Genomic DNA, 12,971 nt, shown 5'->3' on the forward strand with positions numbered 1-12,971 from the left:
GGCTCTAAGAAGGGCCTTGAAACGGCCATTGAATCCGGCGAATTTCAAACGGAGGCGACATCCCGCCTCCGTTTTTCTCTGTGGGTGTGAACGGTGAAATCGGTTTTCAAAGCCCTTGGATGCTCTCTGATGCTGATGGCCGGTGGCCTGTCGCCCGTCGTCGGGTTTGCTCAGACGCCGACGCCCCCGGCGACGGTTGCGGCCCCTGCCGCTTCTGAGGTGGCGCATTACACCTACCGCGTCGTGAAGGTCTATCCGCACGACCCGCAGGCCTTTACACAAGGCCTGTTCATTCAGAACGGCCGTCTGTTTGAAAGCACCGGCATGGCGGGGGCCTCGTCGCTGCGCGAGGTCGATCTGACCACTGGCGAGGTCAAACGCAAACGCGAGATTGCGCGGCCTTACTTTGCCGAAGGCGTCGCCCCCTGGGGTAACGCCATCATCGGCCTGACCTGGACGCAGGGCAAGGCCTTCGTCTGGGACCGCGACAGTTTCGCGCCGAAGGGGGAGTTTGCGTACACGGGGGAGGGTTGGGGCCTGACCGGTGACGGCACGCACCTGATCCTCAGCGACGGCAGCGACCGGCTGCGCTTTCTGGACCCGCAGACCTTCAAGGTGGTCAGCGAGGTGCCGGTGACCCTGCGCGGCGAGCCTATCGAGATGCTCAATGAGCTGGAATATGTCGAGGGGCAGGTCTATGCCAATGTGTGGCAGACCGATTATATCGTCCGCATCGACCCCAAAGACGGCAAGATCAATGGCATAGTCGATCTGAAAGGTCTGATGGCCTATGGACCGGCCATCACCCAGCGCATCGACGTGCTGAATGGTATCGCCTTCAATCCGGAAACGAAGCATTTGCTGGTCACCGGAAAATACTGGCCCGCCCTGTTTGAGATCGAACTGATCGACAAGGCGACGGGTAAACCCTATGTTTTTCGGTAACCCTATGATCAAGAAGGTAAAATGGCTTCCCTTGTTTGTGGTTCTGGCCGCCTGTCAGCCGAAACCGCCGGAGCGCGAAGCGCTTCAGGTTTTATCAGGTGGGGCCACCCACGCGTTTCAGGTGGAAATCGCCGATGATGAGCCGGAGCGAGAAACCGGTCTGATGAACCGCGACAATCTGCCGGCGGGGCAGGGGATGCTGTTCCTGTTTCCGGATGCGCGCGAACGCGCCTTCTGGATGAAGAATACGCATATACCGCTTGATATTATTTACATTTCCAAGTCGGGCGAAGTCATCTCCATTCAGAAAAACACGATGCCGATGAACGAAACACCTTTGCATTCGTTCGGCCCGGCGGCGGCGGTTCTGGAAATCAATGGCGGGCAGGCCGATGCTCTGGGGATCAAGCCGGGCGACCGCATTACGCACCGCTTCTTCGAAGGCAAGGGGCCGATGCCGCAATAGGCAGACTTGTCCTGTGGGTGGTGCGTAAAACGGCTTGCGGAACGGGCTTTGAAGTGGCATGAAGCGCGCCTTGCCTGCGGGCAGGGTGTCGGGGTGTAGCGCAGCCTGGTAGCGCAGCTGTTTTGGGTGCAGCAGGTCGGAGGTTCGAATCCTCTCGCCCCGACCATCACTAAAAAAGGGACTGCCTATAGGGCAGTCCCTTTTTTATTGATCTTCAGAGCAGGGTTCGAACCGATAAGAGGTTCGCGACGCTCAAAAGGGGTAGCGTAGCCACATCGACCCGAAAGGGCGATGGACGCCGAAGGCGCCCGAAGGGTAAGCCGCGTTAAAACGCGGCGCATCAATCCTCTCGCCTGACTCGACCGCAATACCCTGTCTCAATTTACCGATACATCCGTGGCGACTTTGCGTTATCCTGTAACCAGTTGGAGGGATGCCATGAACGGAAAGCGTGGGTTATTACTGGTCACAGTCATAGTTGTTCTTTGCGGTTCGCTTTGGGCCGTCAAGCCTTGGGAGTCGGGCGCGGCAGACCTTCAACAGGTACGAAAAGAGCGCCTGAGCCATATCCGGGCGTCCTTGACTCAAAACGACCTGCAACTGGGTCAGCCCATACTCATCCGCATCTTCAAGGAAACGGATGAACTGGAGGTTTGGGTCAAGTCGGGGAGCAAATACCGACTCTATAAAACCTTTCGTATCTGTAGCTGGTCCGGTGCTCTCGGTCCCAAACAGAAAGAAGGGGATGGGCAGTCACCCGAAGGCTTTTATAGCGTCTCACGTGCGCAGATGAAACCCGATAGCCAATATCATCTGGCTTTCAACCTCGGATATCCTAATGCCTTTGATCGAGCCAACCGCAGAACCGGCAGCTATCTAATGGTCCACGGCAAATGTGCCTCAATCGGCTGTTATGCCATGACTGATAAAGGGATTGAGGAAATCTGGTTGATAGCTGATGAGGCCTTGAAGGGAGGGCAGACCGCGTTTCAGGTGCACGTCTATCCGTTCCGCATGACTGACCCCAATATTCAACGCCATGCGGGTTCGCCGTGGTTGGACTTCTGGATGGATATCAAAGCGGGTTATGACCGGTTTGAGCAAAATCACTCCGACCTGAATGTTACGATCGTTAATAAAAGATATAGGGTCGCCCCATGAACCGCGCCGTCGCTGTCTTCGCAGGTCTTGCCGCGCTTTTGCTGCTCACCGCCGGTGTGCCGTTGCGCGGGCCGCTGACCGGACCTGAGTGGGTGGTCTGGGGCTCTGGCGTAGCGGCTTTTGTGGTCGGGATGCTGGGTCTGTTGGCGGTTTTAAGGCGGGGCATACTGCACGTACTGGTGCACATAGGAGGTGTCGCCCTGCTGACCGCGGCCTCAGTCTGGATGCTTCAGCACGCGCAGAAGGGGGTCGAAGATCGTCTGGTGATCTGTGCGCTGGGGCTCGGTGTGCTGACCCTGTGGAGCCTGTGGGCCGCCAGCGGCTTCGCCGTGGGTAATAAGCCTCCTGACTCCGACGACGACAGCTTTCTGCAGATCTAACGCGTCTTGCGTTTGTAATTCTCGGACCAGCTTATGATCGGCAGCACCGGAATCCCCCAGAGTATGCCGGACAGGCCGTAATACAGCAGGTGCACGATCTGATTGTCGGGCAGCTTCTGGCCGATGCTGGAAACGATCACCACATAGACCGTCAGAAATACCACAATGCCGATACAGGCGATGACACGGCGCACAGGCAGGCTGAGACCCTTTGTCGCATCTGCGCTCATCGGCTTACCCGTTTCATTTCTTGACATTGACCTTCTCGATGGCGCGGGTCAGGTGAAACAGCGCCAGAAGACCGGCCGAACCGGCGCCCGCCGCTCGCAGGGTTGTGTAAAAGCGATCTGGATAAATATCGAGAATATGGATGAAAAAGGTCATCAGGATCGCCCCGAAAATGCCCACAAACATATTGATGATGGCGCTGTAGCGGCTTTTGGTCAGGTTGTTGGCGATCCAACCGACGATGAACCCCGTCATACCGGCCAGAATCCAGTCCTGAACACCCATTTGTGGAACCTTTCACATTTTTCCGTCGCGCATCGCTTGAATTTCACCCCTCCCTGTGGGCAAATCACTGCGCGCGGCCAAAGCCTATTACAGGTTATTTCGCCGCAGTTGAACAGGGCCGCCCGACGGAACCCAACAATTATTTTTCAGTGAGGCGTAACGGTGAGGCTTCCGCTCAAATCCCCTTCCGTGGCCATCTGGCTCTATATCGTGGCCGCCATGGTCGTGCTGATCGTCATGGTCGGTGGCGCCACGCGCCTGACCGGATCCGGCCTGTCGATCACCGAATGGAAGCCCATCCACGGTGTGGTGCCGCCGCTGAATGACAGCCAGTGGGCCGAAGAGTTCACCAAATACCAGCAGATACCGCAGTTCAAGCAGGTCAATGCGAACATGACGGTGGCGCAGTTCAAATTCATCTTCTGGTGGGAATGGGGCCATCGTCTGCTGGGACGGCTGATCGGTGCCGCCGTGCTGATCCCCTTCGTCGTGTTTCTGCTGATGCAGGCCATCCCGCAACGCCTGATCTGGCGCTGCGCGTTACTTGTCGGGCTGATCGGCGTGCAGGGGACGATCGGCTGGTGGATGGTGCACTCGGGACTGGCCAATCGCATCGACGTCGCCCCCGAACGGCTGATGACGCACCTCAGCCTGGCGCTGGTCATTATGATTTTTGCCATATGGACCGCCAATGAAGCCCTGCACGGCCAATCGCGCGGGCATGGCGCGCCCGGTGGCTGGGTGGCCGCCGTCGCCGGTCTGTTCGGCCTGACCTTCCTGCAATCCATGCTGGGCGCGCTGGTCGCGGGTAACGATGCCGGGCTGGTCTATAATGACTGGCCGCTGATGGGCGGGCGCATCGTGCCCTTTGTCGATTACTCCAAAGGCCTGTGGCACGTCTTCGTCCACGATCAGGGCATGGTGCAGGTCCTGCACCGCTTCAACGCCTACTCCCTGCTTATCTACGCCACGGCTCTGGTCCTGTGGCTGTGGCGGCGTTGCCTTGATGACGGCATGCGCCTGATCGCCGCCGCCTTTGGCGTGCTGGTCTGGTGTCAGGCCATGCTGGGCGTCGCGACTCTGTGGACCAATGTGCATATCGCCTTTGGACTGACGCACCAGTTGGGGGCCGTCCTGCTGCTGATCCTGGCCACCCTGCTGCTGTGGAAGGTCGCCCGCGCCGATCGCGACTTCCGCCGGCGTAATTTTTAAGTTGACCCTCCTCTCTGTGCCGCAGTCATGGGGAGGTGGATTTTTGCCTGAAAGGCAAAAAGACGGAGGGGGAGGCGAAGCCGAAGGAAAGACGCAGGGGCCACAGGCCCCTGCACCCCACACCTATCCGCGCTCAAACTGAGATACAGCGTGTGAGGGAAGGATTATTTTGGGGGCGAAGCCCCCCCTTTTTCACGTCAAACACGCGCCGATGTTCGCTGTTTAAACACTCAGTGATGGGGTGTGGGGGCTTTGAAGTGCGCTACCGCTTCGCTGTTTGAGCGCAGGCCCCACGTCTTTCTTACCCCTTGACCGCTTCCGTGCTGAACCGATCCCACGGACCGGTGATGGCCAGCGTCCAGCCGGGGTTTTGCAGGTTGACGAACATGGTCGAGCCGTCGGGCGAGAAGCAGACCCCGGCCCATTCCGAATTGGTCGGCTCGGTATTGCGGGCGAAGGTCGTGACCTTGCCGTCACGGGTGAGTATCTTCAGATGGTTTTTCAGCGTGTCGGAATAGCGGTCTTCGCAGGCGAAGATCTGACCGCGCGGTGAAACGACGATATTGTCCACATAGTCGAACAGCAGGTCGTTGTTCGGCTCGGCAAAGAGCTGGATACGGCCGGGGGCGCGGGCCTCCTGAGGTGTGCCTTCGTGGGGGCTGGGCACATAGCGCATGATCTGGCCGTTTTCGCCGGGACCGCCGGAGGTGCAGGTAAAGTAAAGCTCGCCCTCGCCGAAGAAAATGCCTTCTTCGCGCGCGAACTGCGCCGCGCCCTTGGCGTGGGCGCGGGTGCGCAGATCGTTATTGGGGCTTTCGACCTCGTCGAGATCGACCCATTCGCTTTCAAACCAGTCGCCCTGCTGCCAGAAGATACCGCTCTTGTTGTCGGTAAGGGCGTGCGGCTTGCCCTTGATGACCAGGGCCTGCAACCTACCGCCTTCCCGCAGCTTGCCCGGCACCTTGGGGATGAAGCGATAGAAGGCCGAGTCCCCGGCGTCTTCGGTCAGATAGACGATACCGGTCTTGGGATCGACGGCTACGGCCTCGTGCTCGAAGCGGCCCATGGCCTTGATGGGTTCAGCCTTGACGAGGCCTTCGGCGCGCGCCGGGACTTCGAAGACATAGCCATGGTCCTTGCCGACGCCGTTGGGGGCCTTTTGCGAGGTTTCCTCACAGGTCAGCCACGAGCCCCAGGGCGTCGGGCCACCGGCGCAGTTGGTCGAGGTGCCGACCAGCGACAGGTGATGGCTGACCAGTTTCTGTTCCTTAATATTATAGACCAGCGTGGTGGTGCCGCCGTGCAGCGGCCGACCGTCGGGCGCGAAGTCATAGACCCTGGCCGCATCGACCTTGCCAAACAGTTCGTTCTGCGCGCCGAAGGGGCCCATCTTGCTGAGGCTATGCTTGATTTCGTGGTTGCGCACCAGCAGCACCGTGTCCGGGCCGTGCGGGAAGCAGGCCATGCCGTCGTGCTTGCCCGGCACGATCAGGCCATCGCTCATGGTTTCGCCCTGACGCGAGAAAATGCGATAGGTGAAACCGGCGGGCAGGTCGGCGATACCGTTGGGGTCCTTCACCAGCGGGCCATAGCCTTCGATCTGATTGACATAGGTATCAGACGCATTTTCCGTCAGGCGGTGGGCCGCGGCGGCCTTGCTGATCCACAGGGCCATGCCGGTAAAGGCCGCAGAGGTGGCCAGGGACGAAGACAGGACGGTACGACGGGACAGCGACATGGGAACACCTTTGCGCGGGAAGGGAAGGTATCGTTTGGAATCGGATACGCCTTCTGTAAAGACAGGGGCGCACAGAATTATGACGTTTGAATACGGTAATTTAATACCTAATTCAAAAATACCAATAAAAACAATTGCCTGTTTCAATTTTTGTCAAAAATAAGTGTTGACGCGGCTATTTGCCTCGTCTATACGCTCCCGACTTTTCCGGCGGTGGCGTCTGTCACGGCGGGAAGCACCCGTTTCAAACCCCGGATTTCACCAAAGGAATCTCCCATGCTTACCTCTGCGACCGCGGCGCTCAAGCCCGCCAATGTCGAGAAGAAGTGGATCGTGATTGACGCCCAGGACGCCGTTGTTGGCCGTCTGGCTTCCTTCATCGCCATGCGTCTTCGCGGCAAACACAAGCCGGACTATACCCCGCACGTCGATTCCGGCGACTACGTCATCGTCATCAATGCCGACAAGGTGCACTACACCGGCAAGAAGCTGACGGACAAGATCTTCTACTGGCACACCGGTCACCCCGGCGGCGTTAAGCAACGCACCATGGGTCAGATCCTCAGCGGCAAGTACCCTGAGCGCGTCCTGACCAAGGCGGTTGAGCGTATGCTGCCCAAGGAATCGCCGCTGGCCCGCGCCCAAATGACCCACCTGCGTATCTACGCCGGTTCGGAGCACCCCCACGAAGCTCAATCGCCGGAAGTCATCGACTTCAAGGCCCTGAGCCGCAAGAACGTCCGGAGCGTCTAAGAATGTCTGAAGTTCAAGCTCAAGGCCTCGAAGCCCTCGCTTCCCTGTCGTCGAACCCTGAAAATGCGCCGGTCGAGCGCGTTCAGCAACTCGACAAGTACGGCCGCGCCTATGCCACCGGCAAGCGTAAGAACGCCGTCGCCCGCGTCTGGATCAAGCCGGGTTCGGGCAAGTGGATCATCAACGACCGCGCGCAGGAAGTCTATTTCGCGCGTCCGGTTCTGCGCATGATGATCGCTCAGCCGCTGAACCTGACCGACCGCGCGTCGCAATTCGACGTCATCGTCTCGGTCCACGGTTCGGGTCTGTCGGGTCAGGCGGGTGCTATCCGTCACGGCCTGTCTAAGGCTTTGACCTATTACGAGCCCGCCCTGCGCCCGGCGCTGAAGGCCGCGGGCTTCCTGACGCGCGACTCGCGTGTCGTCGAGCGTAAGAAGTACGGCCGCGCCAAGGCTCGCCGTTCCTTCCAGTTCTCGAAGCGCTAATGGAGGTCTTGGGGGAAACTTTGTTTCCCCCAAGTGCCCCCTTCCGGAATACGGAGAAAAACACCCTCGGGGCGGCGGTTTGGTCGTCTTGGGGGTGTTTTTCGCTTTTTTCAGGGCTGTTTTCCCAATAAGACGCTCTGACTTCATATCTCCCCAACGTGTTGGGGAGGGGGACCGCACGAGCTTGCGAAGCAAGCGAGATGTGGTGGTGGGGTATCTTTCGTCCGCTGACCAAGGAGCGTATCATGTCCCATAAGGTTTTCATCGACGGCGAAGCCGGCACCACCGGTCTGCAAATCCGCGAGCGGCTGGAAAAGCGCCCGGAGATCGACCTGATCCGCCTGAGCGATGATCGCCGCAAGGACACCGAAGCCCGTCGCGAAGCGCTCAATGCCGCCGATGCCGTCATCCTCTGCCTGCCCGATGAGGCGGCGAAGGAGGCTGTAGCCCTGATCGAAAATCCGGACGTGGTGGTGATTGACGCTTCGACGGCGCACCGCGTCGCTGAGGGCTGGACCTACGGCTTTCCCGAAATGACCGAGGATCAGCGCGATCTCATCCGCGCCTCAAAGCGCATCAGCAATCCCGGTTGCCACGCCACCGGCTTCATTGCCCTGACGCGGCCTCTGGTCGAACTGGGCGTCCTGCCGCCATTCTTCCCGATGGTGGCCACGTCGCTGACCGGCTATAGCGGCGGCGGCAAGGCCATGATCGCGGAGTTCGAAAGCGGGCAGGGGCGCGAACGCATCTATGCCACCGGCCTGACGCACAAGCACCTGCCGGAAATGCAGCTCTATGCCGGGCTGGAAACCGCGCCGATTTTCTCGCCGACCGTCGCCAATTTTGCGCAAGGCCTGATCGTCGAGGTGCCACTGCACCTGTGGGCCCTGCCGGATGCGCCTGACCTGCCCACCATCTACAACATCCTCACCGCCCACTATGCCGGTGAACCCTTTGTGCGCGTCGCTTCGCCCGAAGAAACAGCGGCGGCCACCTCGGTCAATGGCGATGCCTTACGCGACACCAACCAATTGCTGATCCACGTCTTCGGTCAGGAAGACGGTGACACGGCCAACCTGGTCGCGGTGTTCGACAATCTGGGCAAGGGAGCGTCGGGCGCGGCGGTGCAGAATCTCAACCTCGTGCTGGGCCTCGACGAAACCGCCGGACTGCTCTGAGATGAGAGCGGTTTGGCTCGCTCTGGCCATCACGGTTGCGCCGGTTTCCGCCCAGACCGCCCCGGCATCCCCCACCGCTTCGGTGGCGCCGGTAGCAGAAAAGGCTGAAACCTCTGAACATAAAGGCGGCTTTCCGTGGGTGACCTTTATCATCCTGTTTGTGGTGTTTGGCGGCTTGACGATGTTCCGCAAAAAGGACCAATCTTCCCCTGATGTGACGGATAAGGACAAGGCGTCATAATGGGACCTCTGACCAGCATTGCCATTCTTCTGATGATCTGGTGGGTGACTCTGTTCGCCGTCCTGCCGTTCGGCAATATCAGCCATCACGAAGCGGGTATTAAAACCAGGGACGGCGGTGATCCCGGTGCGCCGGTCTTCCACAACCTCAAAAAGAAGCTGCTGATCAATACGGCGGTGGCCGTGGTGGTGTGGCTTATCGTTCTGGTGATCGTCAACTATCACCTCATTCCGCTGCCGGAAATCCCAGCGGCCAGATAGGCCCGTCCTATTTCCGCCTTTTTAGCATTGATCAATGACGGCGAAGCTGGCTAGTACAGGGCCAGTTTGCTGCAATCCCAAGGTTCCCTGCCCATGCGCCTGTCGCGCTATTTGCTTCCGTTGCTTAAGGAAAATCCTTCCGAAGCCCAGATCGTCTCGCACCGTCTCATGCTGCGCACCGGCATGATCCGTCAGGAGGCCGCCGGTATCTATGCCTGGCTGCCGCTGGGTCTGCGGGTGCTGCGCAAGATCGAAAAGATCGTGCATGAGGAAATGCAGCGCGCCGGTGCGGTCGAGCTTCTGATGCCGACCCTGCAACTGGCCGATCTGTGGCGCGAGTCGGGTCGCTATGACGACTACGGTCAGGAAATGCTGCGCATCAAGGACCGTCATGAGCGCGAGATGCTCTATGGCCCGACCAATGAGGAAATGATCACGGAAATCTTCCGTGGCACGGTCAAGTCCTACAAGGATTTGCCGATGAACCTCTACCACATCCAGTGGAAGTTCCGCGACGAGCAGCGCCCGCGCTTCGGCGTCATGCGCGGCCGTGAGTTCCTGATGAAGGACGCCTATTCGTTCGACATCGACGAGGTCTCGGCGCGCAAGGCCTATAACCGCATGTTCATCGCCTATCTCAACACCTTCAGCCGTCTGGGCCTGAAGGCGGTGCCGATGCGCGCGGATACCGGCCCGATCGGCGGCGACCTCAGCCACGAATTCATCATCCTCGCCGAAACCGGCGAAAGCGCCGTCTTCTGCCACAAGGATCTGGTCGATATGCCGGCGCCCGGTGCCGATGTGGACTGGGACGATCTGCAAGGGCTGGTTGATCAGCGCACGTCGCTCTATGCCGCCACCGAAGAAATGCACGACGAGGCGGCCTTTAATGCCGTTCCGGCGGACAAGCAGTTGTCGGCGCGCGGCATCGAAGTCGGCCACATCTTCTATTTCGGTGAGAAATATTCCGCGCCTATGGGGGCCAAGGTCTCCGGTCCCGACGGTTCGCAGGTCAATGTGCACATGGGCTCTTACGGCGTCGGCGTGTCGCGCCTGATCGGCGGCATAATCGAAGCCAGCCACGACGAAGCGGGCATCATCTGGCCCGAAAGTGTCGCGCCCTTCGATGTGGCCCTGATCAATCTGCGCGTTGGCGACGAAGCCTGCGATGCGGCCTGCGACAAGGCCTATAAGGCGCTGACCGCCGCCGGGCGTGACGTGCTCTATCACGATACGGACGACCGTCCGGGTGCCAAGTTCGCCTCGATGGACCTGATCGGTATTCCGTGGCAACTGATCATCGGGCCCAAGGGCATTGCCGAAGGTCAGGTCGAAATCAAGCACCGCGCCACGGGCGAACGTCACACGGCGGCCTTCGACGCCGTCCTTGAACAACTGACCAAGGCAAAATGATGAAGGGGCTGTTGTCGCTGTTTTCTTTCTCCGCGTGGGAAACCGATCTGGCGCTCAGGTATCTGCGCACCAAACGCAAGGACGGCGGCATCGCCCTCATCGCCATCATCAGCTTTATCGGCATCACGCTGGCCGTGGGTGTGCTGATCATCGTCATGTCGGTGATGAACGGTTTTCGCGACGAGCTGATGTCGCGCGTGCTGGCCTTTAACGGTCACGAGTTTGTGGCCGGTGAGCCGCTGACTGACTGGGAAGGCCGCGACGCTATGCTCAAGCGCCTGCGCGCCATTCCGGGCGTTATCGAAGCCTCGCCCTACGTGGAATCGCCCGGTCTGGCTCAGGGGCCGTTTTCGCAGGCCGGTCTGGCCTATATGCGCGGCATCGACGTCGCGACGGTGAAGAACACGCCGATTATCCGCGACAATATCAAGTCTGGCTCGCTGGATGGATTTGGCGAAGGCGAATATGGCGGCGATCTGGTCCTGATCGGCGAAGGTCTGGCCAGCCAGATGAATGTGCGTGTCGGCGACGAACTGACCCTCCTGTCGCCGTCGGGCAGCACGGCCTTTGGGGCCATGCCGCGCCGCAAGCCCTATGTGGTGGGCGGTATCTTCAAAAGCGGTGTGTCGGAACTGGATGCGGCGTTTGTCTTCATGCCATTACAGCAGGCACAACTCTTTTTCGATCGGGAAGGGGAGTGGGATGCCGTCGAAATCAAGGTCAAAGACCCTTACAATATCAAGGACTACTACCCGGCCTTCCGTAAGGCTGTCGGGGACAAGGCCGTCCTGCTCGACTGGGCGCAGCGCAATGCGCCTTTGTGGAACGCGCTTCAGGTCGAACGCAACGTGATGCGCCTGATCCTGATGCTGATCGTGCTGATTGCCGCCATGAACATCATTTCCGGCATCGTCATGCTGGTGAAGAACAAGACGCGTGATATCGCTATCATGCGCACCCTGGGCGCGGATCGCACCTCGATTACCAAGATATTCTTCCTGTCGGGGGCCATTATCGGAGCCACCGGCACGGTGCTGGGCGTCGCTATCGGCACGCTCTTTTGCATCTTTATTCGGCCGATCCAGCAGATCGTCGAAGCCATCTTCCACGTGAAGGTCTTTAATGAAGAGGTCTATTACCTCGCCTATATACCGGCGAAGGTCGAGCCGACCGAAGTGCTGATCATCGTGGGCTTTTCGATGATCGCTACCTGCGTGGCCACCCTGTTCCCGGCCCTGTGGGCGTCTAGGCTCGAACCCGTGGAGGCCCTGAGATATGAATAATGGGCTTATGAGTGATGTGGTGCTGTCCCTGCGCGGCCTGGTGCGCGCCTATCCCATCGCCGATGGTCGCACGCTGGACGTGCTCAAGGGCGTCGATCTCGATTTGCGCGCCGGTGAGGTCGTCGGGCTGATCGGGCCCTCCGGTTCCGGTAAGTCGTCGCTGTTGCATTGTATCGGTTTGCTGGAATCGTCCGAAGAGGCGCAACTGACCATCGACGGCGAAGACTTTACGCGCGCCAGCGAGGCCGCCCGGACCCGCGCACGACTGCACAAGATCGGCTTTGTCTATCAGTTCCATCACCTGCTGCCGGAATTTACGGCCTTGGGCAATGTCGCTCTGCCGCAGCGTGTGCTGGGTCTGCCGCTCAAACAGGCGGAAAAGCGGGCGAGGGGGCTTCTGGAGCAACTGGGGCTCGGCGAACGCCTTGATCACCAGCCGGCGCAACTGTCAGGCGGTGAACAACAGCGCGTGGCTATTGCGCGCGCCCTGGTTAATGGTCCGCGCCTGCTGCTGGCCGATGAGCCGACGGGCAATCTCGATCCCCAGACCTCTCAACAGGTGTTCGACGCCCTGAGGACGATCGTCAAGGCGCAGGGGGTCGCGGCCTTGATTGCCACCCACAATCTGGAACTGGCCGGGCATATGGATCGCGTGGTCAGCCTCAAAGACGGCCGTCTGGTGGAAACCGTTCCGGGAAACCTGTAAAATTATATCGTTTTAAATCAACGATATACATGATTTGTTCACGCTGTTGATAAAAGGGTGTTGACGCGGAACAAAATAAGAATATAGAACAAAGCATGAATTGATCATCTGTTCTTTCAGGGGACAAACTATGCTGGCCATCCATAACGTATTGTCTTTCGCCGCCGTTGCCGCTTTTGTGGCGCTTGTCTGTCAGGCGGCTATGCTGATCGGGTGAATCGTCCGACAGTAGCCGCC

16 protein-coding genes and 1 tRNA gene are annotated in these 12,971 nt (G+C 59.4%); 14 read left to right on the top strand and 3 right to left on the bottom strand.

Features of this window, described 5'->3' with window-relative positions:
* Nucleotides 1–129: 129 nt before the first annotated feature.
* From AACH73_RS14440 to AACH73_RS14460, 5 genes are all read left to right on the top strand, one after another.
* Complete coding sequence (locus AACH73_RS14440) at nt 130–945, top strand: glutaminyl-peptide cyclotransferase (protein ID WP_272742635.1); 816 nt, start codon at nt 130–132, stop codon at nt 943–945.
* Nucleotides 946–949: 4 nt separating this feature from the next.
* Complete coding sequence (locus AACH73_RS14445) at nt 950–1,411, top strand: DUF192 domain-containing protein (RefSeq protein WP_272742636.1); 462 nt, start codon at nt 950–952, stop codon at nt 1,409–1,411.
* Between the two features lie 89 nt (nt 1,412–1,500).
* Nucleotides 1,501–1,577 (top strand) — tRNA-Pro (locus AACH73_RS14450).
* Between the two features lie 272 nt (nt 1,578–1,849).
* Nucleotides 1,850–2,572 (top strand): murein L,D-transpeptidase family protein, encoded by a 723-nt coding sequence (locus tag AACH73_RS14455; protein WP_272742637.1) that lies wholly within the window; start codon nt 1,850–1,852, stop codon nt 2,570–2,572.
* Nucleotides 2,569–2,952 carry a hypothetical protein gene (locus tag AACH73_RS14460; protein WP_272742638.1) on the top strand — a complete coding sequence of 128 codons (384 nt, stop codon included), beginning with the start codon at nt 2,569–2,571 and terminating at the stop codon, nt 2,950–2,952. The genes AACH73_RS14455 and AACH73_RS14460 overlap by 4 nt, the downstream gene beginning before the upstream one ends.
* On the opposite strand, the gene AACH73_RS14465 is transcribed toward AACH73_RS14460, so the two are convergent.
* Nucleotides 2,949–3,209 carry a DUF2842 domain-containing protein gene (locus AACH73_RS14465; RefSeq protein WP_272742639.1) on the bottom strand — a complete coding sequence of 87 codons (261 nt, stop codon included), beginning with the start codon at nt 3,207–3,209 and terminating at the stop codon, nt 2,949–2,951. The genes AACH73_RS14460 and AACH73_RS14465 overlap by 4 nt on opposite strands.
* On the bottom strand, nt 3,196–3,465 hold the full coding sequence (locus tag AACH73_RS14470; RefSeq protein ID WP_272742640.1) for a transglycosylase: 270 nt from the start codon (nt 3,463–3,465) through the stop codon (nt 3,196–3,198). The genes AACH73_RS14465 and AACH73_RS14470 overlap by 14 nt, the downstream gene beginning before the upstream one ends.
* A gap of 162 nt (nt 3,466–3,627) precedes the next feature.
* Here AACH73_RS14470 and AACH73_RS14475 point away from each other — a divergent pair, with 162 nt between their 5' ends.
* Nucleotides 3,628–4,677: a COX15/CtaA family protein gene (locus AACH73_RS14475; protein ID WP_272742641.1), complete on the top strand. Its 1,050-nt coding sequence runs from the start codon at nt 3,628–3,630 to the stop codon at nt 4,675–4,677.
* Nucleotides 4,678–4,978: 301 nt separating this feature from the next.
* On the opposite strand, the gene AACH73_RS14480 is transcribed toward AACH73_RS14475, so the two are convergent.
* Complete coding sequence (locus AACH73_RS14480; RefSeq protein WP_272742642.1) at nt 4,979–6,415, bottom strand: alkaline phosphatase PhoX; 1,437 nt, start codon at nt 6,413–6,415, stop codon at nt 4,979–4,981.
* A 276-nt stretch (nt 6,416–6,691) separates the two neighbouring features.
* Here AACH73_RS14480 and rplM point away from each other — a divergent pair, with 276 nt between their 5' ends.
* The 8 genes from rplM to AACH73_RS14520 all read left to right on the top strand — a co-directional run bounded on the left by rplM (nt 6,692) and on the right by AACH73_RS14520 (nt 12,734).
* Nucleotides 6,692–7,168, top strand: coding sequence for a 50S ribosomal protein L13 (gene rplM, locus AACH73_RS14485; protein WP_272742643.1), 477 nt, complete (start codon nt 6,692–6,694; stop codon nt 7,166–7,168).
* Nucleotides 7,169–7,170: 2 nt separating this feature from the next.
* On the top strand, nt 7,171–7,653 hold the full coding sequence (rpsI, locus tag AACH73_RS14490) for a 30S ribosomal protein S9 (protein ID WP_013480297.1): 483 nt from the start codon (nt 7,171–7,173) through the stop codon (nt 7,651–7,653).
* A 245-nt stretch (nt 7,654–7,898) separates the two neighbouring features.
* Entirely contained in the window at nt 7,899–8,831 is a 933-nt protein-coding gene (argC, locus tag AACH73_RS14495; RefSeq protein WP_338735743.1) for an N-acetyl-gamma-glutamyl-phosphate reductase, read from the top strand.
* 1 nt (nt 8,832) lies between these two features.
* On the top strand, nt 8,833–9,072 hold the full coding sequence (locus AACH73_RS14500; RefSeq protein ID WP_272742645.1) for a hypothetical protein: 240 nt from the start codon (nt 8,833–8,835) through the stop codon (nt 9,070–9,072).
* Nucleotides 9,072–9,332 (top strand): DUF1467 family protein, encoded by a 261-nt coding sequence (locus AACH73_RS14505; protein WP_272742646.1) that lies wholly within the window; start codon nt 9,072–9,074, stop codon nt 9,330–9,332. The genes AACH73_RS14500 and AACH73_RS14505 overlap by 1 nt, the downstream gene beginning before the upstream one ends.
* 93 nt (nt 9,333–9,425) lie before the next feature.
* A complete protein-coding gene (proS, locus tag AACH73_RS14510) occupies nt 9,426–10,745 on the top strand; it encodes a proline--tRNA ligase (RefSeq protein ID WP_272742670.1) in 1,320 nt (439 codons plus the stop codon).
* Entirely contained in the window at nt 10,745–12,028 is a 1,284-nt protein-coding gene (locus AACH73_RS14515; RefSeq protein WP_272742671.1) for a lipoprotein-releasing ABC transporter permease subunit, read from the top strand. The genes proS and AACH73_RS14515 overlap by 1 nt, the downstream gene beginning before the upstream one ends.
* Before the next feature lie 7 nt (nt 12,029–12,035).
* Complete coding sequence (locus tag AACH73_RS14520) at nt 12,036–12,734, top strand: ABC transporter ATP-binding protein (protein WP_338736357.1); 699 nt, start codon at nt 12,036–12,038, stop codon at nt 12,732–12,734.
* The last annotated feature ends 237 nt before the right edge of the window (nt 12,735–12,971 follow it).

Origin of the sequence: Asticcacaulis sp. DW145 (genome assembly GCF_037101385.1) — a bacterium.
GTDB classification, from domain to species: domain Bacteria; phylum Pseudomonadota; class Alphaproteobacteria; order Caulobacterales; family Caulobacteraceae; genus Asticcacaulis; species Asticcacaulis currens.